This is a genomic window from Nocardia sp. NPDC050697 (assembly GCF_040654395.1).
Taxonomy (GTDB): Bacteria; Actinomycetota; Actinomycetes; order Mycobacteriales; family Mycobacteriaceae; genus Nocardia.
Map to the genome: position 1 here is coordinate 80,553 of NZ_JBFAHY010000011.1, position 21,418 is coordinate 101,970.

At 73.6% G+C, this 21,418-nt stretch carries 15 protein-coding genes; 8 read left to right on the forward strand and 7 right to left on the reverse strand.

Features of this window, described 5'->3' with window-relative positions; genetic code table 11:
- Nucleotides 1-12: 12 nt before the first annotated feature.
- From AB0H71_RS30270 to AB0H71_RS30285, 4 genes are all read left to right on the forward strand, one after another.
- Entirely contained in the window at nucleotides 13-1,413 is a 1,401-nt protein-coding gene (locus AB0H71_RS30270) for an NAD(P)H-quinone dehydrogenase (RefSeq protein WP_357027651.1), read from the forward strand.
- A gap of 255 nt (nucleotides 1,414-1,668) precedes the next feature.
- On the forward strand, nucleotides 1,669-2,715 hold the full coding sequence (locus AB0H71_RS30275) for a hypothetical protein (RefSeq protein WP_357027653.1): 1,047 nt from the start codon (nucleotides 1,669-1,671) through the stop codon (nucleotides 2,713-2,715).
- A 69-nt stretch (nucleotides 2,716-2,784) separates the two neighbouring features.
- Nucleotides 2,785-3,921: a hypothetical protein gene (locus AB0H71_RS30280; RefSeq protein WP_357027655.1), complete on the forward strand. Its 1,137-nt coding sequence runs from the start codon at nucleotides 2,785-2,787 to the stop codon at nucleotides 3,919-3,921.
- Between the two features lie 77 nt (nucleotides 3,922-3,998).
- A complete protein-coding gene (locus tag AB0H71_RS30285) occupies nucleotides 3,999-5,186 on the forward strand; it encodes a PLP-dependent aminotransferase family protein (RefSeq protein WP_357027658.1) in 1,188 nt (395 codons plus the stop codon).
- Between the two features lie 61 nt (nucleotides 5,187-5,247).
- Here AB0H71_RS30285 and glpK read toward each other — a convergent pair whose 3' ends face one another.
- A complete protein-coding gene (gene glpK / locus AB0H71_RS30290; protein WP_357027661.1) occupies nucleotides 5,248-6,747 on the reverse strand; it encodes a glycerol kinase GlpK in 1,500 nt (499 codons plus the stop codon).
- Between the two features lie 331 nt (nucleotides 6,748-7,078).
- Between glpK and AB0H71_RS30295 the strand changes: the two genes are divergently transcribed.
- Nucleotides 7,079-8,812 (forward strand): glycerol-3-phosphate dehydrogenase/oxidase, encoded by a 1,734-nt coding sequence (locus AB0H71_RS30295; protein ID WP_357027664.1) that lies wholly within the window; start codon nucleotides 7,079-7,081, stop codon nucleotides 8,810-8,812.
- A 65-nt stretch (nucleotides 8,813-8,877) separates the two neighbouring features.
- On the opposite strand, the gene AB0H71_RS30300 is transcribed toward AB0H71_RS30295, so the two are convergent.
- The 4 genes from AB0H71_RS30300 to AB0H71_RS30315 all read right to left on the reverse strand — a co-directional run bounded on the left by AB0H71_RS30300 (nucleotide 8,878) and on the right by AB0H71_RS30315 (nucleotide 16,946).
- Entirely contained in the window at nucleotides 8,878-10,020 is a 1,143-nt protein-coding gene (locus tag AB0H71_RS30300) for a hypothetical protein (RefSeq protein ID WP_357027667.1), read from the reverse strand.
- Between the two features lie 24 nt (nucleotides 10,021-10,044).
- On the reverse strand, nucleotides 10,045-11,421 hold the full coding sequence (gene hpnE / locus AB0H71_RS30305; protein WP_357027670.1) for a hydroxysqualene dehydroxylase HpnE: 1,377 nt from the start codon (nucleotides 11,419-11,421) through the stop codon (nucleotides 10,045-10,047).
- A 56-nt stretch (nucleotides 11,422-11,477) separates the two neighbouring features.
- A complete protein-coding gene (locus tag AB0H71_RS30310; protein WP_357027673.1) occupies nucleotides 11,478-12,251 on the reverse strand; it encodes a DNA-formamidopyrimidine glycosylase family protein in 774 nt (257 codons plus the stop codon).
- A gap of 105 nt (nucleotides 12,252-12,356) precedes the next feature.
- Nucleotides 12,357-16,946 carry an ATP-dependent helicase gene (locus tag AB0H71_RS30315; RefSeq protein WP_357027676.1) on the reverse strand — a complete coding sequence of 1,530 codons (4,590 nt, stop codon included), beginning with the start codon at nucleotides 16,944-16,946 and terminating at the stop codon, nucleotides 12,357-12,359.
- Between the two features lie 47 nt (nucleotides 16,947-16,993).
- Between AB0H71_RS30315 and AB0H71_RS30320 the strand changes: the two genes are divergently transcribed.
- The gene (locus AB0H71_RS30320; RefSeq protein WP_357027678.1) at nucleotides 16,994-17,530 is read left to right on the forward strand and encodes a histidine phosphatase family protein; all 537 of its coding nucleotides are present in this window, start codon (nucleotides 16,994-16,996) and stop codon (nucleotides 17,528-17,530) included.
- Nucleotides 17,531-17,534: 4 nt separating this feature from the next.
- Here the strand turns inward: AB0H71_RS30320 and AB0H71_RS30325 are convergent, their stop codons facing one another.
- Nucleotides 17,535-19,055 carry an aldehyde dehydrogenase family protein gene (locus tag AB0H71_RS30325; protein WP_357027681.1) on the reverse strand — a complete coding sequence of 507 codons (1,521 nt, stop codon included), beginning with the start codon at nucleotides 19,053-19,055 and terminating at the stop codon, nucleotides 17,535-17,537.
- A gap of 127 nt (nucleotides 19,056-19,182) precedes the next feature.
- Here AB0H71_RS30325 and AB0H71_RS30330 point away from each other — a divergent pair, with 127 nt between their 5' ends.
- Nucleotides 19,183-19,635 carry an Lrp/AsnC family transcriptional regulator gene (locus AB0H71_RS30330; RefSeq protein WP_067646402.1) on the forward strand — a complete coding sequence of 151 codons (453 nt, stop codon included), beginning with the start codon at nucleotides 19,183-19,185 and terminating at the stop codon, nucleotides 19,633-19,635.
- A 63-nt stretch (nucleotides 19,636-19,698) separates the two neighbouring features.
- Entirely contained in the window at nucleotides 19,699-21,012 is a 1,314-nt protein-coding gene (lat, locus tag AB0H71_RS30335; protein WP_357027684.1) for an L-lysine 6-transaminase, read from the forward strand.
- Here lat and AB0H71_RS30340 read toward each other — a convergent pair whose 3' ends face one another.
- Nucleotides 21,013-21,351: a hypothetical protein gene (locus AB0H71_RS30340; RefSeq protein ID WP_357027687.1), complete on the reverse strand. Its 339-nt coding sequence runs from the start codon at nucleotides 21,349-21,351 to the stop codon at nucleotides 21,013-21,015. It lies immediately after the preceding gene.
- Nucleotides 21,352-21,418: the final 67 nt, after the last annotated feature.

The window sequence follows — 21,418 nt, forward strand, 5'->3', positions numbered from 1 at the left end:
GAGAGGTGACCCATGACCCGCATCGCGATCATCGGCGGCGGCCCGGCCGGCTACGAGGCCGCGCTGGTGGCGGCGCAGCACGGCGCGGCGGTGACGCTGATCGACTCGGACGGCGTCGGCGGCGCCTGCGTGCTCTGGGACTGCGTCCCCTCCAAGACCTTCATCGCCTCCACCGGCATCCGCACCGATCTGCGCCGGGCCCGCGATCTCGGCATCACGCTCGACCCGGGGCAGGCCGGGGTGCGGTTGCCCGAGGTGAACCAGCGCGTCAAGGCGCTGGCGCTGGCGCAGTCCTCGGACATCCGCTCCAAGCTGCGGGCGGCCGGGGTCACGCTGCTGTCCGGGTACGGCTCGCTGCTGGAGCCGGTGGGCCGGGCCGAGCACCGGGTGCTGGTCCGGGACGGCGACGGCGCCGAGCAGACCGTCGACGCCGAGGTGGTGCTGATCGCCACCGGCGCCAGCCCGCGGGTGCTGCCCGGCGCCGAGCCGGACGGCGAGCGCATCCTGACCTGGCGCCAGCTCTACGACCTGGCCGAGCTGCCGGAGACGCTGGTGGTGGTCGGCTCCGGCGTCACCGGCGCCGAGTTCGTCTCCGCCTACACCGAACTCGGGGTGCAGGTGAAGCTGGTCTCCAGCCGGGACCGGGTGCTGCCCGGCGAGGACGCCGACGCCGCGCTGGTGCTGGAGGACGCGCTCGCCGAGCGCGGCGTCGAGCTGGTCAAGCACGCGCGGGCGGACGCGGTCGAGCGCACCGCGGACGGCATCGTGGTCAAGCTCTCGGACGGGCGCACGGTCGCCGGATCGCACGCGCTCATGACCGTCGGCTCCACCCCGAACACCGGCGGGCTCGGGCTGGAGAACGCCGGGATCGAGCTGGACCGCGGCGGCTACCTGCGGGTGGACCGGGTCTCCCGGACCGCCGTCACCGGGATCTACGCGGCGGGCGACTGCACCGGGCTGCTCCCGCTCGCCTCGGTCGCCGCCATGCAGGGCCGGATCGCGATGTACCACGCGCTGGGCGAGGGGGTGAGCCCGATCCGGCTGAAGACGGTCTCCTCGGCGGTCTTCACCCGGCCGGAGATCGCCACCGTCGGGGTCAGCCAGACCGCGATCGACAATGGCGAGACGCCGGCGCGCACCGTCATGCTCCCGCTGAACACCAATCCGCGGGCCAAGATGTCCGGGCTGCGCCGCGGCTTCGTGAAGATCTTCTGCCGACCGGCCACCGGCGTGGTGATCGGCGGCGTGGTGGTGGCGCCGATCGCCTCCGAGCTCATCCTGCCGATCGCGCTCGCGGTGCAGAACAACCTGACCGTGAACGACCTGGCCCAGACCTTCTCGGTCTATCCCTCGCTCACCGGATCGGTCATCGAGGCGGCGCGACAGCTCATGCGGCACGACGATCTGGACTGAGCGGCCGACGAAAACCAGGTGTCACCTGCGTGAACAGTGTTGTGCGGCAGCACGGTTGACGCGGCGGGCAGCGTACTCTCCACATTGCCCCTGTCGGACAACTGTGGTTCACTCCGTTGCGGAGACGTGATCGGCGGGTTGGTCGCGGCGTTTCGGGGTTTGGGGGGTTTCCTCCGGGAACGGCCGTGTGCCTCCCGTACGGAAAGGGATAAGCGAAAAGTGAAACATCGTAAGCCGACCCGGGCGCAGCGAGCGATGGCGAGCACCTCGCTGCCGCTGGCGACAGCGGCAGCCGTGGCAACCTTCTTCGCGGCGCCGGCGGGGGCAGTGCCGAACGATCAGCCCAGCACGCCGGCGACGCCGGCCCCGGTCCAGCCGGGCACCAACGCGACGCCGGAGCAGCAGCCGCAGGGCCCCACCCAGCCGGGCACCGGCCCGCAGAGCCAGCAGACGCCGGAGAGCAAGCCGACGCCGAGCCAGCCGGGTGTGACCACGCCCGAGCAGGATCAGGCCATGCCGGAGAAGAAGGATCCGAAGCTCAACCGGCCGACCCAGCCCGGGGTGACGACGCCGCGGGTGGCGCCGCTGCCGGTGCCGGGTCAGGAGGGCCAGCCCGCGCCGGGGCAGGCGGCCCCCGGCGCGGTCGCGCCGGACCAGGCCACCCCGCAGGCGCCGGGCGCCCAGGATCAGCCGGCGGCCACCCCGTCCACTCCCGGCGGCAATACCCAGCCGGGCCCGGGCACGGCACCGCAGAGCCGGGCGCCGCAGAGCGACACCCAGGCCGACTCGTCCCCCTCGCAGACCCTGGTGCAGCCGCGCTGGGAGGCGCCGCGGGTGGACGCCGCCCCGGCCGCGCCGGTGGTCGAGATGACCGGCCCGCACGCCGAGATCGGCGCCGCGGTGGACGGCGGCGCGCTGCTGCCCGGCTACGTGGCCAACACCCACCACTTCAGCAACGAGGCCGGGTACGTCGGCACCGTCGGCTACACCACCCCCACCGGCTCCGGCGAGGCCGGGGTGTCGGTGGAGTTCGTGGACAGCAACACGATCCACGTCTCCAGCTTCACCGGTGGGGAGGGGCTGGCGGACGCGAAATCCAGCGTCGTGCTCGACACCACGCAGGTGAACCTGGCCAAGGCGGCGGTCGAGGACTGGATCAAGGCCCAGCCGGGCGGCGCCGCCGCGCTGGATGCGGCCGCGCAGGTTAAACTTCCGCCGATCGTGCCGCCGGGCGACACCGCGCCAACGACGGTCAACGTGGGTGGCGTCACCACGCAGTGGGGTGGTTCACTCCAGTACTGACACGTACCGATTGACGGGGTGGGGCGGTCGTTCGCGGCCGCCCCATTTCGTGCGTTCGAGAGGATTGGTGTGGGCTCCGAGGGTGATGCCAGAGGCAACGAGTCCGGCCGCCGGGCCGGCTTCGGCCCGCCGGTGGACGGGAGCGAGGGCGCCGGTGGAAAGGACTCCGGCGCTTCCGGTTTCGGACCTCCGGTAGACGGCGGCCAGGACGAGCCGACCACCAGGTCGGGCAGCGCCTTCGGCGCCCCGATCGGGCCGGGGCAGATCCCGGGGTGGCAGCCGCCCGCCGGGTCGCGGCCCGAGGTCGGCTGGCGCCCGGCGGGCGGGTTGCTGCCCGCGGGCGGGAGCACCAGCAGCAGCGCCCCGCGGCCCGCGGCACCGTCCACGCCGTTCGGCGAGAGCGTCACCGGAGCGGGGGCCGGGCCCGCCGGCCCGTCCGCGCCGTTCGGCACGGACGTCACCGGCGCCGACGGGGACGACCCGGCGGCCCCGACCGTGCGGCACCAGGTGGCCCCCGCCCCCGCCGCGCAGCCGGACGCCGAGCCGCCGCAGTGGTGGAACCAGTCGGACGAGGCGGGCGGCGTGCCGAAGCCGCCACCGATACCCGATCCGAGCGGCCTCGCCTGGTCCGACGACCCCATCGCGCGGCGGCTCGCGCCCGGCGGCTCCACCGCGGTCGAGCGGGCCCCCGCCCCCAACCGCGGCACCCTGTACGGCGCGCTCGCGGCGGCGCTGGCGCTGCTCATCGCGGTGGTCGTGATCGTGGTGACGGTGCGCGGCGGTAGCGACGACGAGCCCGCGGTGGCCGCCCCCGTGCCGAGCACCGCCGCGCTGAGCTGCCCGGCCAGCGAAGACGGCACGGTGACGGTCGGCAACGGCACCGGGACCACCGAGGACGGCGCCGGTGCCATCCTCGGCTTCCAGTACGCCTTCTACGTGGAGCGCAACGGCGAGCGGGCGCGCAGGTACGTCGACCCGGACGCCGCCAACATCTCCTCGGCCCAGGTCATCCAGAGCGCCATCGACGAGCAGATCCCGGTGGGCACCACGCACTGCCTGCGCGTTACCGAGCTCGCCACCGACACCTTCGAGGTCGACCTCACCGAGCACCGCCCGGACGGCGTGACCACCGTCTACCAGCAGACCGTCGCCACCGTCGTGAAGGACGGCAAGCACCTGGTGCACTCCATCGAGAACCGACCCTGATTCTCATAGTGTGAGACGCAGTTTCATAGTCTGGTAATCCGTGCGACAGTGGGGAGACATCGCACGGAGGTATCGCCATGTCGCCAACCGCTCCGCCGCTGGCCGGGAAGCTCGCCGGGCTGCGCAGCTCCGCCATTCGTGACCTGCTGGAACTCACCGAGCGGCCGGATGTGCTCAGCCTCGCGGGCGGGCTGCCGGACGCCGAGCTGATGCCGAGGGAGCGGATCGCGGCGGCGGCCGACGCGGCGCTCACCGACGCGCGCAGCCTGCAGTACACCGGCTCGCCGGGCTGGGGCCCGCTGCGCGAGGTGCTCGCCGCGCGCGAGTCGGCCAAGCTGGGCCGGGCGGTGCCGACCGCCGAGGTCTTCGTGACGCACGGCTCGCAGCAGGCGCTCGCGCTGCTGGCCGAGGTGCTGCTCGACCCGGGCGCACTGGTGGTGGTCGAGGACCCGGCCTACGTGGGTGCGCTCCAGGTGTTCCGCGCGGCGGGGGCGCGGATCGCGGCGGTGCCGCTGGACGACGAGGGTATGCGGCTCGACCTGCTCGCCGAGCTGCTCGCCCGCGGCGAGCGCCCGGCCGTGGTGCACACGGTGAGCACCTTCCACAACCCGGGCGGGGTCACCATGAGCGCGGCGCGCCGCGCCGAGCTCGCGGAACTGGCCGCCGCGCACGGCTTCTGGGTGATCGAGGACGACCCCTACGGCGAGCTCTGGTTCGACGGCCCGCCCCCGGCGCCGGTCGCCGCGCACGGCTCGAATGTCATCCGGCTCTCCAGCGCCTCCAAGATCCTGGCGCCCGCGCTGCGGGTGGGGTGGATGGTCGCGCCGGTCCGGGTGGCGCGCGCGGTGGAGCTGCTCAAGCAGGGCGCCGACCTCTGCGGCTCGGCGCTCACCCAGCAGGTCGCGGCCGAGCTGCTCGCCGACGCGGGGTGGCTGGCCGGGCACATCGATCGGGTGCGCGCGGCCTACGGGCAGCGGGCGAAGGCGCTGGTCGGCGCGGTGCGCGAGGAGTTCGGCGCCCGGTTGCGCTGCACCGACGCGGCGGGCGGGATGTTCGTCTGGGGCGAGTTCACCGACGGCACCGACACCGCCGACCTGCTGCCCGCCGCGGTCGAGGAGGGCGTGGCCTTCGTTCCGGGTGCGGCCTTCGCGGTCGAGGCGGGGTACCGCTCGGCGCTGCGCATGTGCTTCACCACCTCGGACGCGGCGTCGCTCACCGAGGCCGTCGCCCGGCTGGGGCGCGCGGCGCGGGTCGCCGCGGAGTAGCTCGCGGTCGTGCATGGAGCCGTGCCGGTCGGGCGGCTCGCGGTAGCCCTACCGGGGGCGGTCAGTCGACCCAGCTGTAGGTGCGCTCGACCGCCTTGTTCCAGGCGGCCAGGTGCCCGGCCCGCTCGTCCGCGCCCATCTCCGGGTGCCAGGTGGTGTCGGCGGACCAGTTCGCCCGGATCTCGTCGGTGCCGGACCAGTACCCCACCGCGAGCCCGGCCGCGTAGGCGGCGCCGAGCGCGGTGGTCTCCTCCACCACCGGCCGCACCACCGGGACGTCCAGGATGTCGGCCTGGAACTGCATGAGCAGGTCGTTGCGGACCATGCCGCCGTCCACCTTGAGCGTGGTGAGCTCCAGCCCGAGCCGCTGGGACTCGGCGTCCGCGCGCATGGCGTCCACCACCTCCCTGGTCTGGAAGGCGGTGGACTCCAGCACCGCCCTGGCCAGGTGCGCCCGGTTCACGAAGCGGGTGAGCCCGGCGATCACGCCGCGCGCGTCCGGCCGCCAGCGCGGCGCGAAGAGCCCGGAGAAGGCGGGCACGATGTAGGCGCCGCCATTGTCGGGGACGCTGCGCGCCAGCGGCTCGATCTCGTCGGCGGAGGCGATGATGCCCAGGTTGTCCCGGAACCACTGCACCAGCGAGCCGGTGACCGCGATCGACCCCTCCAGCGCGTACACCGCGTCCTGCTCCCCGAGCCGGTAGCAGACCGTGGTGAGCAGCCCGTGCTTGCTCACCACCGGGGTGGTCCCGGTGTTCAGCAACATGAAATTGCCGGTGCCGTAGGTGTTCTTGGCCTCACCGGGCGCCAGGCAGGCCTGGCCGAAGGTGGCGGCCTGCTGGTCGCCGAGGATGCCCGCGATCGGGACACCGGCCAGCGGGCCGGATTCCGGCACCGCGTACACCTCCGACGAGCTGCGGATGGCGGGCAGCATCGCGGCGGGGATGCCGAACTCGGCGCAGATCTCCCGGTCCCAGTCCAGCGTGCGCAGGTCCATGAGCATGGTGCGCGAGGCGTTGGTGACGTCGGTGATGTGCTCGCCGGTGAGGTTCCACAGCACCCAGCTGTCGATGGTGCCGAAGCACAGCTCGCCCGCCTCGGCGCGGTCCCGCGCGCCCTCGACGTGGTCCAGGATCCAGCGCAGCTTGGGCCCGGCGAAGTAGGTGGAGAGCGGCAGCCCGGTGCGCTCCTGGTAGCGCTCCGGCCCGGCCGCACCGCCGAGCTCGACGCAGAGCTTGTCGGTGCGGGTGTCCTGCCAGACGATGGCGTGGTGGATCGGCCTGCCGGTCGCGCGCTCCCACACCACGGTGGTCTCGCGCTGGTTGGTGATGCCGACGGCGGCCAGGTCGTCCGGGCCGAGCTCCAGGTCGCGCAGCACCTCGGCGACCACGGATTCGGTATTGCGCCACAGGGTCTCGGCGTCGTGCTCGACCCAGCCGGGGCGCGGGAAGAGCTGCTCGTGCTCGCGCTGGGCCACGCCGATCACCGCGCCGCCGCGGTCGAAGACGATGCACCGGCTCGATGTCGTTCCCTGATCGATGGCGGCCACATAGCGACGCATCCCCGCAGGCTACTGGATGCGCGGCGCGCCGCGCATCACATCGCGGGGGGCGGCGGAGATGGCTAGGGTGGGTCTTGTTACCGGCGGGTAGCGGCAGCGGTTCCGAGCGTGCGTCGGCGCGCATGCCTGGCAAGGCCCCGCGGCCGACGTGACCCGAACGGGCGGCGCGGCAGCGTCACCCCGGATGGCTGCGCGGCGGCGCGACCCCGGATGGGCCGCGCGGCACGCCACCGCCGGGGCGCCGCAAAGTATCCGCCGCGCTCGCATAGCCTGAACCCGCAGGCAGCGGGTAGTACCGCCCGCAGGACGGAGCCGGCCGAAGGAGTCGAGCATGACCATCACCCCGGATTCCCAGTTCCTCGGCCCCGACCAGCGCCGGGACGCCTGGGAGCGGCTGGGCAAGGACCACTTCGACATCGTCGTGATCGGCGGCGGCATCGTCGGCGCGGGCATCGCCCTGGACGCCGCGACCCGCGGGCTGCGGGTGGCGCTGGTGGAGGCGCGCGACCTGGCCTCCGGCACCTCGAGCCGCTCGTCCAAGATGTTCCACGGCGGGCTGCGCTACCTGGAGCAGCTGGAGTTCGGGCTGGTGCGCGAGGCGCTGCGGGAGCGCGAGCTCTCGCTCGCCACCCTGGCCCCGCACCTGGTGAAGCCGCTGCGCTTCCTCTACCCGCTCACCAACCGCGGCTGGGAGCGGCCGTACGTGGCCGCCGGGCTCATGCTCTACGACTCCATGGGCGGCGCGAAATCCGTTCCCGGCCAGCGCCACCTGACCCGCGCCGGCGCCCTGCGGCTGGCGCCGGGGCTGCGCCGCTCCGCGCTGATCGGCGGGGTCAGCTACTACGACACCGTGGTGGACGACGCCAGGCACACCATGACCGTTGCCCGCACCGCCGCGCACTACGGCGCGGTGCTGCGCACCTCCACCCAGGTGGTCGGCTTCCTGCGCGAGGCCGACCGGGTGGTCGGGGTGCGGGTGCGCGACACCGAGGACGGCCGCACCGCCGAGATCCACGCGCACGTGGTGATCAACGCGACCGGGGTGTGGACCGACGAGGTGCAGGCGCTCTCCCGCAACCGCGGCCGCTTCCACGTGCGCGCCTCCAAGGGCGTGCACATCGTGGTGCCGCGGGACCGGATCGTCAGCGACACCGCCATCATCCTGCGCACCGCCACCTCGGTGCTCTTCGTCATCCCGTGGGGCGCGCACTGGATCATCGGCACCACCGACTCCGACTGGAACCTCGACCTGGCGCACCCCGCGGCGACCAAGGCCGATATCGACTACCTGCTGGCGCGGGTGAACGAGGTGCTGGTCACCGAGCTCACGCACGCCGATATCGACGGCGTCTACGCCGGGCTGCGCCCGCTGCTGGCCGGGGAGAGCGACGAGACCTCCAAGCTCTCCCGCGAGCACGCGGTGGCCCGCACCGCGCCCGGGCTGGTCGGCATCGCGGGCGGCAAGTACACCACCTACCGGGTGATGGCCGCCGACGCCGTGGACGAGGCGGCCGAGGACATCCCGGCCCGGGTCTCGCCCTCGATCACCGAGAAGGTGCCGCTGCTCGGCGCCGACGGCTACTTCGCGCTGGTCAACCAGACCGTGCAGCTGGCCGAGGCGTACGGCGTGCACCCCTACCGGATCAAGCACCTGCTCGACCGCTACGGCTCGCTCATCGACGAGGTGCTCGCCCTGGCCGACGGCAAGCCCGAGCTGCTGCAGCCGATCACCGACGCCCCCGCCTACCTCCAGGTCGAGGCGGTCTACGCGGTCGCCGCCGAGGGCGCCCTGCACCTCGACGACATCCTGGCCCGGCGCACCCGCATCTCCATCGAGTACCCGCACCGCGGCGCCGCCTGCGCCGAGCAGGTCGCCCGCCTGGTCGCCCCGATCCTCGGCTGGGACGAGGCCGAGATCGACCGCGAGATCAGCACCTACCAGGCCCGCGTCGACGCCGAGATCCGCTCCCAGACCCAGCCCGACGACGGCTCCGCCGACGCCCTGCGCGCCGCCGCGCCCGAGCCGCGCGGGGAGATCCTGGAGCCGGTGCCGAGCGAGGGGTGAGCCCGGTCGATCCCGAGGGACCAGAAGTGGCGTCACGGAGCCGGTGCGGGCCCGCTCGCCGGGCATCACGCCTCCGGCGCGCTCCGCTGCGCTGACCGGTCGCCCGCGTCGGTCCAGCGGGGACGCTCCCCGGTGGTGTCGCACACCCAAGTCCGGGTATCGCCGTCGAATCCGGCGGTATCGGTGAGCCAATAGGTGGCGTCGGGTGCCCAGCCGGCGATGACGCTCGCGGCCCCCGCGGTGGTGTCGATCGCGGTGCCCGCGGCGGTCAGGTACCCCGTCACGGTGAGGTGCACGCCCGCGTACTCCGCGGCGACCCGCGTCCAGTCCGGGACGACCCATCGTCCGGCCCGCCCGGTGGTCCGGTACCAGTCGTGTCGCTTCTGGGCGGTGACCTCGAGGGGGAACTGGGCACACAGCGCCGCCCAGGCCCGCGCGCTGTCGAGTTCGTACACACGGGCTTCGGCGGGGACGTGCACGCGGCGCGTCACGGCCTGCTCCCCGATCGTCCTGTCCTCGACGAACCACAACTCGGCGGGTGTTCCGCCGGGAAGCTGCCTGGTCGACGACCGGGTCGGTGGGGTCGACCACCATACGGCGGAGAAGTTGGCCGTCGGATCGGCCGGGCGCTCCCTGGCGGCCCGCTCTTCTTCCGCCACGGTGCGTTTGCGCCAGCTCCGGAGCTGTTCGGCGAGGGTCGATGCGGCGGGTACGGGGTGGCCGGGACCGTCGACGCCCCAGCTCCACACCGTGCACTGAGCGGTAGCCGCGGGGCCGGTCGTCCACCAGTCCGTGTGGGGTGATCGGGCGATGTGCTCGGCCACCCGGCGGAGTTCGCGACGGACGGGTTCGGTGGCGGCGAGAACGTCCTTGCCCTCGGGCTCCTGCCAGTACCGCGCCGAGTCCACTGCGTCGGCGAGCGCCCAGCGGAGCCCGACCGGCGTCACCTCGGGAAGGGGCGTTTGGGCCAGGCGGCTGGCCACCTCCTCCGCTGTGACGACGGTCCCTTCGGCGTCCTCCGCGCCGGGGCCGAACAACACCACCGAGCGACCGCGACCCGGATCGAGGTGGTACGAGGCCAGCATGACCGCGGAGAAGAGGGTGTCGTCGGGGTCGGCGGCCTCGTGGAGCCGGTCGCCCTCGAGCGCGAACGCCAGCAATAGCCGCCGTCCGCGCGGACCCGCCAGCAGGATATCCGCTGTATCCACCCCGCGATCGTATGCCGAGCAGGTCTACCGCGAACGGTTTCGCGCCAGCAGCAGATTCACCGCCGTCGCGGCGCTCTGGACGGCGCTCTCCATGGTGGCGGACCAGTCGGTGGCGGTCCAGTCACCGGCCAGGACCAGGCCGGGGATGGAGGTGCGCTGGGCGGGGCGCAGGTCGTGGGTGCCGAGCACCTGGGAGAAGGTCGCCTTCGGCATGCGCACGACGTGGCCCTGGACCACCTTCGCGGCGCGGGCTGCGGGGTAGTAGCGGCGCAGCAGCTCCAGCTGCTCGGCGACGATCTCCTCGTTGGTCTTGTGGATCTGCTCGTACGCGCCGCTGGTGGTGAGGCAGTAGAGCCAGGCCTTCTCGGTGCTGCGGCCGGTCATGAGCTGGCGGTCGAAGACCTCGTCGATCACGCCGGTGCCGCCGATCAGCGCCTCGAACTCGGAGCGGGTGCCGAGCGGGCGGTCCAGGTAGAGGTTGGTGCTGACGATGGGGGTGTAGCCGAGTTTGTCGGCGCGGGCGTAGATGTCGGCGTGCTCGGGCAGGTCGTCGAGGAGGCCGCCGATATTGCCGTTCGGCACCGCGCAGACCACGGCGTCGGCGGGCACCACGCTGCCGTCGGCCAGGGCGACGCCGGTGACCTTCCCGTCCTCGATGACGATCCGCCGGGCGACGGCCCGGTGCCGCACCTCGACGCCGTGCTCGCGGAAGTACTTCTCGGCGCCGGTGACGTAGAGCGTGTCCAGGTCGGTGGTGGGGTAGCCGATGGTGACGGCCCGCCGGTGCGCGATGCCGTGCCTGATGCCGGTGGCCAGCACCCGGGCGAAGACCGCGGCCGACTCCTGGTGCACCGGTTCGGCGGCGATGCCGAGCGCCAGCCAGTCCCAGATGGCCTCGCGCGCCTTGGCGGGCATACCGACCCGGTCGAACCACTGCGCGGTGGTGAGGTCGGCGAGGTCGGCGGGCTGGTGCAGCGCCTGCCAGCCGAGCCGGGCGGTGGCGACGGCGGCGCGCGCCCGCTCCAGCGGGCTCGCGTCCGGGTGCCCGCCGAAGAGCGTGCCGAGCGCGCGCACGCCGCGGGTGTACATGTCGACGCTGCGCCCGTCCGGCCAGCGCAGCGTGCCGCGCTTCGGGAAGGCGACGTACTCGCGGGTGCCGATGGTGCGCAGGTACCGGAAGAGGTGCTCGTAGCCGCTGGCGATCACGTGCTGCCCGTTGTCCGGCAGGTCGTCGACGGCATCGACCTTCATGGCGTGCGTGCGGCCGCCGAGCCGGCCGCGGCGCTCCAGCAGGGTGACCCGCTTGCCCGCCTCGGCCAGCCAGACCGCGCTGGCGAGGCCGGCCAGGCCACCGCCGATCACCACGTACTGCCCGGGATCGTCCTGTTCTCCGGCCACCATCGCCGCCCTCCACACTTATTGACAGAGTGCCAGTTAAGGCGGGGCGGCGGAATCCGTCAAGGGTCGGGCTGGCAGCGCGGGCAGAACCAGATGCCGCGCTCGCGCTGGGCAATTCGGTCGTTCTCCGGGCCGGTGTCGCCGAGCACCCGGCGCACGATGCGGGTGCCGCAGCGGCGGCAGCCCCAGTTGTGCCGGTTGTAGGCGAGCGGCACGTAGCGGTCGTGCGCGGCCTTGCTGAGGATGCGCTGGGCCTCGTTCACCAGGGCGAGCAGATCGCCGGCTTCGCGCACCGGGGTCGCTGGGTGCACCTTGCGCAGGTAGCAGACCTCGCTGCGGTAGATATTGCCGATCCCGGCCAGGTTGCGCTGGTCGAGCAGGGCGACGCCGATGGTCTGCTCGGGGTACCGCTCCAGCCTGCGCACCGCCTCGGCCGGATCCCAGTTCGGGCCGAGCAGGTCGGGGCCGAGGTGATCGATCACGGTGTGCTCGTCGGCGAGCGGGAAGACCTCGACCTTGCCGAGCGAGAAGCCGACCGCCTCCACGTCCTCGGTGCCGAGCACCAGCCGGGCGGTGGCGCGGGGCTGGGTCCAGCGCTGGCCGCAGCGGTAGGTGCGCCACAGCCCCTCCATCTTCAGGTGGGTGTGGATCGACGCGGCCGGGGTGCGCACGAAGAGGTGCTTGCCGTAGGAGCCGACGCTCTCCACCGGCTGGCCGCGCAGGTCGACCGTGGCGTACCGGGGGACGCGGAAATCGCTGCGGGTGAGGATTTTCCCGGCCAGCGCGGTGCGCAGCCGCGCGGCCGCGCGGTAGACGGTGTCACCCTCGGGCACGGGGCTGCTCCTCTCGCGGTGCGCGGGCCGACTTCGCGGCGCCTTCGCCCCCGTGGCAGGCCCACGGCGAAGGGGATGTCCGGCGCCGGCCGTTCCACACCACCGTCACCGGCCGAACTCCGGGCGCCGCACGGCCCGCTGCGGCCGCTCCTCGCGCCGGGGCGCCCCGCGGCGCAGCCGGAGCCCGCGCGGGGTGGCGGAGAAGCCGGCGGCGGTGAGGAACCCGGCGAAGGTGTGGCCGTGCACCGTCTGCCCGTCGACCCGGTCGATGACCAGCGCGTCCACCCCGCCCTCCCACACCAGCTCGGCCAGCGCGTTCGCGGCGGCCTGCCTGGCGTCCGGGTCCTCGGTGAAGGTGAGCAGCGTCTTCCCGCCGCGCTCCAGGTAGGCCACCAGCTCGCCGTCGAGCAACACCACCATGGCGCCCGCCTTGCGGCCGGGCCGGTGCCCGCCCTCCACCTCGCCCTTGGGCCAGGGCAGCGCCGCGCCGTACGGGTTGGCGGGGTCGGTGGCGGCCAGCGCGAGCGCGGTGGCGGTGCTCCGCTGCCCGTCGGCCGGTTCGTGCGCGCGCAGCCGGTCGACCACGTCGGTGGTGGAGAACTGCGCGCCGCCCAGCGAATCCACGAAGTAGCCGCGGCGGCAGCGGCCCCGGTCCTCGAACTCGGTGAGCACCCGGTACATGAGCGCGAAGCCGCCCGGCACCCCCTCGTTCTGCACCGAGCCGCGGGTCAGCACGCCGTACCGCTCCAGCAGCTGATCGGCGGTGGCGTGCGCGCGCACGGTGGTGTCGGCGGCGCGCTCGGGCAGCAGCGACCAGCGCCCCGCCACCGTCGGCGGGCCGCTGCGGGTGGGCAGCGCGGGCCGCGGCAGGTAGGCGCGGGCCCGCGGCGCCCGGCGCGGGGCGCGGTGCGCGGTGGTGGCCCGCGTCGTGCCGCCGAGCAGCGCGCGGACCGGGGCGAAGGTGTCGCCGGAGACCAGCCCGGCCCAGACCAGGTCCCAGAGCGCCGCGGCGACGGCGGTGTCATCGAGCAGCCCGGTGGCGTCGGAGAGCTGCCGGAAGAAGTAGGCGCCGCCGCTCTGCGGCATCGCACCGTCCACCGCGCCGAGCGCGGTGAGCAGCCGCAGGTGCGCCTCGGTGAACTCCGGCTCGTCGGCGGGCGGAAGGGTGAGCGGTGCCTGCTCGGCCAGGTGCAGCGCCACCCAGCCGTCCTTGCCGGTGATCGAGCCGTGCCCGGACCACAGCACCTCGCCGGTCGCGGTGAGCTCGTCCAGCATGGCGGGCGAGTAGTCGCGCACCCGCGCGGGCAGCACCAGCGATTCCCACGCCGACGCCGGAATCGGCACCCCCGCCAGCTGCTCGACCACGGTGGCGACGCCGTCGACCCCGCGCAGCGTGCGGGTGCGGACGTGCTGCCAGGCGGGCAGGAAGCGGCCGAAGGCGGCGGTCGGCACCGGCTCCACCTCGTGCCGCGCGGCCGCCAGCGAGCGCCGCCGCAGCCGCCGCAGCACCTGGGTGTCGCACCACTCCGACCCCACCGCCGCCGGCGTGAACTCGCCCTCCACCACCCGCTTCTCGGTGCCGAGGCGGTGCAGCGCGGCGGCCGCGACCGCGGTGCCGAGGCCGAACCTGGCCGCCACCGCCGCGGTGTCGAAGGGGCCGTGCGTGCGCGCGAAGCGGCCGACCAGATCGCCGAGCGGATCCGGCACCGGCTCCACGAAGGCGGCCGGGGTGCCGATCGGCAGCGGCACGCCGAGCGCGTCGCGCAACCGCGCCGCGTCCTCCACCGCGACCCACCAGGTGCGCCCGGCGAAGCTCACCTCCAGCGCCCGCCGGGCCACCCGCAGCTCGGCGAACCAGTCGAGCGGGTCGGCGGTACAGCGCGCGGCGGCCTCCTCGGCGGTGAGCGGCCCGAGCAGCCGCAGCAGGTCGGCCAGCCCCTCCAGGTCCCGCGCGTGCCGCTCGGGGGTGAGCCGCTGCAGCTCCAGCTCGGTCTGCTCCAGCACCGCGGCGTCGAGCAGCTCGCGCAGCTCCACCCGGCCGAGCAGCTCGGCGAGCAACCCGGAGTCCAGCGAGAGCGCGGCGGCCCTGCGCTCGGCCAGCGGGTTGTCGCCCTCGTACATGAACTGGCCGATGTAGTCGAAGAGCAGCGCGTTGGCGAAGGGCGACGGGGTCGGCGTCTCCACCTCGACCAGCCGCACCTGCCTGCGCGCCACCCGCCCGAGCAGCTCGGTGAGCGCGGGCAGGTCGTAGACGTCGCGCAGGCACTCCCGCGCGGTCTCCAGCAGGATCGGGAAATCGGGGAACTTCCGCGCCACATCCAGCAGCTGCGCCGAGCGCTGCCGCTGCTGCCAGAGCGGCGCGCGCTTGCCCGGATCGCGGCGGGGAAGCAGCAGCGCGCGGGCCGCGCACTCGCGGAAGCGCGAGGCGAAGAGCGCCGAGGTGCCGACCTGCTCGGTGACGATCTCGTCGATCTCGTCCGGCTCGAAGACGAAGAGCTCGCTGCCGGGCGGCTCGTCGGTGGTGTCCGGCAGCCGGACCACGATGCCGTCGTCCGAGGCGGCGGGCGCCGCGTCCACCTCGAACCGCTCGCGCAGCCGAGCCCCGATGGCCAGCGCCCAGGCGGCGTGCACCGGCATGCCGTACGGCGAGTGCAGCACCAGCCGCCAGTCGCCGAGCTCGTCCCGGAACCGCTCCACGACCAGCGTCTTGTCGGTGGGGAGGCGGCCGGTGGCGGTGCGCTGCTCGGTGAGCAGCGCGGCCAGGTTGTCCCTGGCGAAGGCGTCGAGCCCGGCCGCGCCGGTGAGCTGCTCCAGCCCGCCGTCGTCCAGGTGCCTGCCCGCGCTGCGCACGAACTCGCCCACCGCCTCGCCCAGCTCGGCCGGGCGGCCGAGCCCGTCGCCGTGCCAGAACGGCAGCCGCCCCGGCTGGCCGAAGGCGGGCGTCACCAGCACCCGGTCGTAGGTGATCTCCTCGATCCGCCAGCTGGTGGCGCCGAGCGCGAAGACATCACCCACCCGGGACTCGTAGACCATCTCCTCGTCCAGCTCGCCCACCCGGCTGGCCTTCTCACCGACCATGTACACCGCGAACATGCCGCGGTCCGGGATGGCGCCGCCGGAGGTCACCGCGAGCCGCTGCGCGCCGGGGCGGCCGGTGAGCGTGCCCGCGTCCCGATCCCAGACCAGCCGCGGCCGCAGCTCGGCGAACTCGTCCGAGGGGTAGCGCCCGGCCAGCAGGTCGAGCACCGATTCGTAGGCCGAGCGCGGCAGCCCGCTGTAGCTGCCGGTGCCGCGCACCAGCTCGAACCAGTCGTCCACGTCGATGGGTTCCAGCGCGCAGGCGGCGACGGTCTGCTGGGCGAGGATGTCGAGCGGGTGCGCGGGCATGCGCAGCGCCTCGATCTGCCCGGAGAGCATGCGGTGCGCGGTGACCGCGGTGTGCACCACGTCGGTGCGGTGCTTGGGGAAGAGCACGCCGCGCGAGACCTCGCCGACCTGGTGCCCGGCCCGCCCGACCCGCTGCAGCCCGCTCGCCACCGAGGGCGGCGCCTCCACCTGGACAACCAGATCCACCGCGCCCATATCGATGCCGAGCTCCAGGCTGCTGGTGGCGACCACGCAACGAAGCCGGCCGCTCTTCAGATCGTCCTCGATGAGCGCGCGCTGCTCCTTGCTCACCGAGCCGTGGTGTGCCCGCGCCAGCAGCTGCCCGGCGCCGTGCACCACCTCGGTCGAGGCGCCGAGCTGGGCGGGCGGGCCGTGCGCGGTGTCGACCGGCTCGCCCATCCGCTCGGCGTAGGTCTCGTTCAGCCGGGCGGTGAGCCGCTCGGCCAGCCGCCGGGAATTGGCGAAGACGATGGACGAGCGGTGCTCCAGCACCAGGTCCACGATGGCCGCGTCCACATGCGGCCAGATCGAGCCGGGCTGGTCGGACTCGCCGTCGGAATCCGGCTCGGTCATATCCGCCACCGGGACCCGCACCGAGAGGTCGAAGGTCTTCGGCGCGGGCGGGGCCACGATGGTGATCGGCGCCGGGCCGACCAGGAAGCGCCCCACCTCCTCCGGCGGGCGCACGGTGGCGGAGAGCCCGATGCGCTGGGCCGGGCGCTCGGCCAGCGCGTCCAGCCGGGCCAGCGAGAGCGCGAGGTGCGCGCCGCGCTTGCCACCGGCGATGGCGTGCACCTCGTCCACGATCACGGTGTGCACCTCGCGCAGCGTCTCCCTGGCCGCCGAGGTGAGCATGAGGAAGAGCGACTCCGGGGTGGTGATCAGGATGTCCGGCGGGGTGCGCTGCATGGTGCGGCGCTCGCCCGCCGGGGTGTCGCCGGAGCGCACGCCGACGGTGATCTCCGGCGGCTCCAGCCCGAGCTTGGCCGCGGTGCGCGCGACCCCGGCGAGCGGGGCGCGCAGGTTGCGCTCGACATCAACCGCGAGCGCCTTGAGCGGGGAGACGTAGAGCACCGAGGTGCCGGCGGGCGGCTCACCGCGCTCGCGCACCTTCTCGGCCGGGTCGCGGGTGGCGAGCCGGTCGATGGCCCACAGGAAGGCGGAGAGCGTCTTGCCCGAGCCGGTCGGGGCGATGACCAGGGTGTGCGCGCCCGCGGCGATCGATTCCCAGGCACCGAGCTGTGCGGCCGTCGGAGCCGGGAAGGCGCCGTCGAACCACTGCCTGGTTGCGGGGGAGAACCGGTCCATGGCCCCAGTGTGCACCGGGGCACCGACAGCGCGGTTAACCTGCCGGTATGGCGGGGATGGTGCGGCTCGATCTGGTGAGCCACGGAATCACCGGGGCGCTGCGGGCCGGGCGGTTCCCGGACGACGAGCCGCTCGTCGGCTCCTGGACCGCTGAGCCGGTCGCGCGGCCGCCCGCGGTGCTGCTGTGCGGGCCGGAGCGGCGGGCGGTGCAGACGGCTCGGCTGCTCGGTGTGCGGGCCGAGGTCGAGCCGGCGCTGCGCGATCTCGACGCCGGGGAGTGGCGTGGGCTCGATATGGGTGCGCTGCCGCCCGAGCAGCTGCACGCGTGGCTCACCGACCCGGCGTTCGACGGGCACGGGGGTGAGTCGGTGGTCGCCGTGGCCGCGCGGGTCGGGGAGTGGATGCGGGACGTCGCCGCGGCCGCGGAGCCGGTGCTGGCGGTGACGCACCCGGCGATAGTGCGGGCGGCCGTCGTCCACGCCCTCGGCGCGCCGCCGAGCGCCTTCTGGCGGGTGGACGTCCCGCCGGGCTCCCGCACCCGCCTGCACTTCCGCGGCAGGTGGACCCTGCGCCTCCCGGCTTGACCTCCTACTCGAACCGAATACCCTGCGCCAGCGGCAACTCCGCGGAGTAGTTCACGGTATTCGTCGCCCTCCGCATGTACGCCTTCCAGGAATCCGACCCCGACTCCCGCCCGCCCCCGGTCTGCTTCTCCCCGCCGAACGCCCCGCCGATCTCCGCCCCGGAGGTCCCGATATTCACATTGGCGATCCCGCAGTCCGACCCGTCCGCGGCCAGGAATCGCTCCGCCTCGCGCTGATTCCCGGTGAAGATCGCCGACGACAACCCCTGCGGGACGGCATTGTGCAGCTCGATGGCGGTGTCCAGGTCGTCGTAGGTGAGCACGTAGAGGATCGGCGCGAAGGTCTCCGCCCGGACGATCGCGGTCTGCGCGGGCATCCGCACCAGCGCGGGCCGCACGTAGTAGGCATCCGGCCCGAAGCCGTCCACCCTGGTCCCCCCGCAGACGATCTCGCCGCCGTCGGCCACCGCGCGCTCCAGCGCCGCCGTCATGGCGCGGTACCCGCGCTCGTGGATCAGCGGCCCGACCAGGACGCCCGGCTCGGTGGGGTCGCCCACCCGCAGCTGTTCGTAGGCGGCGGCCAGCCTGCTGACCAGTTCGTCCGCGATCGAGCGGTGCGCGATCAGCCTGCGCAGCGAGGTACAGCGCTGGCCCGCGGTGCCCGCCGCCGCGAAGACGATGCCGCGCACCGCGAGCTCGAGATCGGCCGACGGGGTGACGACGGCGGCATTGTTGCCGCCCAGCTCCAGCAGGCAGCGGCCGAACCGCGCGGCCACCCGCGGCGCGACCGCCCTTCCCATCGGCACCGACCCGGTGGCGCTGAGCAGCGCGACCCTGGCATCGTCCACCAGCACCGCGCCGTTCTCCGCGCCGCCGAGCGCCAGCTGGTGCACCTCGGGATCGGCGCCCACCTCGGCGGCGGCCCGGCGCAGCAGGGTGTGGCAGGCCAGCGCGGTGAGCGGGGTCAGCTCGGAGGGCTTCCAGACCACGGTGTCGCCGCAGACCAGCGCGAGCGCGGTGTTCCAGGCCCACACCGCGACCGGGAAGTTGAACGCCGAGATCACCCCCACGACCCCGAGCGGATGCCAGGTCTCCAGCAGCCGGTGCCCCGGCCGCTCGGACGGCATGGTGCGCCCGTACAGCTGCCGCGAGAGCCCGACCGCGAACTCGCAGACGTCGACCATCTCCTGCACCTCGCCGACCGCCTCCGCCGGAATCTTCCCGGCCTCCAGCGTGACCAGCCCGCCCAGCTCCTCCCGATGGGTCACCAGGAGTTCGCCGAGCCGCCGCACCACGGCCGCGCGCACCGGCGCAGGCACGGTGCGCCAGCTCCGGAAGGCGTGCGCGGCGCGCTCGATCGCGGCCTCGGTGCCGGCGGGCGAATCGGTGCGCACCGGGAACAGCACGGCGCCGGTGATCGGGGTGCGGGCGCCGAGCTCGCCCGGCTCCGGCGCGGGCACGCCGAGCGCGGCGAGCAGGCCGAGCGCGCGGGTGGCGATCGGATCGGTGGTGACGGTATCGGTCACGGGGTCCTCCATGGACAGCGCGGGGTTGCGAACATCGTTGGGTCCGAACGCGATGCGCCGGTGCGGCGGGGGGGAACGCCCCGAATTTCGGCGCACCTGCGCGGTTCCGCTGGGTTAGCCTTCGGTGATGGCGGATTCACCTGCACGACCCGTTCTCGACGACATCGATCGTCTGCTGATCCGTGAGCTGATGGCCGACGGACGGGCGACGCTGTCGAATCTCGCGGAGAAGGCCAGCCTCTCGGTCTCGGCGGTGCAGTCGCGGGTGCGCAGGCTGGAGGCGCGCGGCGTGATCCGCGGGTACACCGCCAAGGTCGATCCGGAGGCACTCGGGCAGCTGCTCTCCGCATTCGTCGCCATCACCCCTCTCGATCCGTCGCAGCCCGACGATGCGCCCGCGCTGCTGCAGAGCATCCCCGGAATCGAGGCATGCCACTCGGTTGCCGGCGACGAGAGCTACGTCCTCACCGTCCGGGTGGCCTCGCCGCGGCACCTGGAGCAGCTGCTGCAGGAGATCCGGGCCACGGCCAATGTTCGCACCCGAAGCACCATCATCCTGCAGACATTCTATGACAAGTAGGCTTGCGCAGTAATTTATACGGATCTGTCTAGAGATTCCGCAAATTTTCCTTACAGTTGAGGGGTGACCCTCGAACTCGAACGCCCCGGCATCGCTCCGGCCGATGTCCGCGAGCTGCTCGCGGGCAGCATCCTCGCCGATGGCTTCGACCTGGTGCTCGACCTGCGGCGCTCCGCGGGCAGGCGGCTCGTCGACGGGCGGGACGGCACCGCCTACCTGGACATGTTCGGCTTCTTCGCCTCCAACGCGCTCGGCATGAACCACCCCGCGCTCGCCGCCGACCCGGACTTCCGCGCCGAGCTGCTGGAGGCGGCGCTGAACAAGCCGAGCAACTCCGACATCTACACCGTGGCCATGGCCCGCTTCGTGCAGACCTTCGTCCGGGTGCTCGGCGACCCGCGGCTCCCGCACCTGTTCTTCGTCGACGGCGGCGCGCTCGCGGTGGAGAACGCGCTGAAGACCGCCTTCGACTGGAAGAGCAGGCACAACCAGCTGCGGGGCCGCTCCGCCCCCGGCTCGCGGGTGCTGCACCTGACCGGCGCCTTCCACGGCCGCTCCGGCTACACGCTGTCACTCACCAATACCGATCCGGTCAAGACCGACCGCTTCCCCAAGTTCGACTGGCCGCGCATCGAGGCGCCGTACCTGCGCGCGGGGCGCGATGTGCGGGCCGCCGAGGAGCGGGCGCTGGCCGCCGCGCGCCGCGCCTTCGCCGAGTACCCGCACGACATCGCCTGTTTCATCGCCGAGCCCATCCAGGGCGAGGGCGGGGACCGGCATCTCCGCCCCGAGTTCCTGCTGGCCATGCAGGAGTTGTGCCGGGAACACGATGCCCTGTTCGTGCTCGACGAGGTGCAGACCGGCGTGGGGATCACCGGAAGCACCTGGGCGTACCAGCAATTGGGGTTGACGCCGGATGTGGTGGCCTTCGGGAAGAAGACCCAGGTCTGCGGAATCATGGCCGGTGGGCGGGTGGACGAGGTGCCGGACAATGTCTTCCGGGTCGGCTCGCGGCTGAACTCCACCTGGGGCGGGAATCTCGCCGACATGGTGCGGGCGCGGCGGATTCTCGAGGTGATCGAGGGGGAGGGGCTGGTCGAGCGGGCCGGGGTGCTCGGGGCGCATCTGCTCGAGCGGCTGCGCGGGCTGGTTCCGCTGGTGAGCGAGCCCCGCGGGCGCGGGTTGTTCTGCGCGGTCGACCTGCGCTCCGGGGAGTTCCGGGACGAGGTGGTGCGGGTGCTGCGCGAGCGGGAGCACGTGCTGCTGCTCGGGACCGGGGAGCAGGGGATTCGCTTCCGTGCCCCGCTCACGGTGACCGTGGCGGAGTTGGACGAGGCGGTCGACGCGCTGGGGCGGGTGCTGGTGGAGCTGGGTTGATCAGCGCACCCGGAGGTCCAGCGCACCCTCCGTGAAGCGGACGACCGCGGCGCGGGCGGCGGCCAGCGCCTCCTCGAAACCCTCGCGCGCCCAGCCCGCCACCACGGCCGTTCCATCGGCGGCGGGCGTGACGCCGATTTCGGCGACCAGCTCGGCGGTCGTCGGCTCGCACACCGCCCAGGAGAGGTGCGTGCCGTCGGCCCACTGCGCGGTGCGATCGCTCACATGGGCCGGGTCGGTGATGCCGCCGGCGCGCAGGGCGGGGCGGTCGTCGATCCGGTCGTCGGCGCGGAGCGCGCGCAGGTACCAGGAGCCCGCGTTGATCTCGACGGGCTCCATCAGCGGGTGCCGTTCCGCGGCGAGGTTCGCATGGGGCAAGGGTAGGGGGTCGGCCGGGTCACAGGAA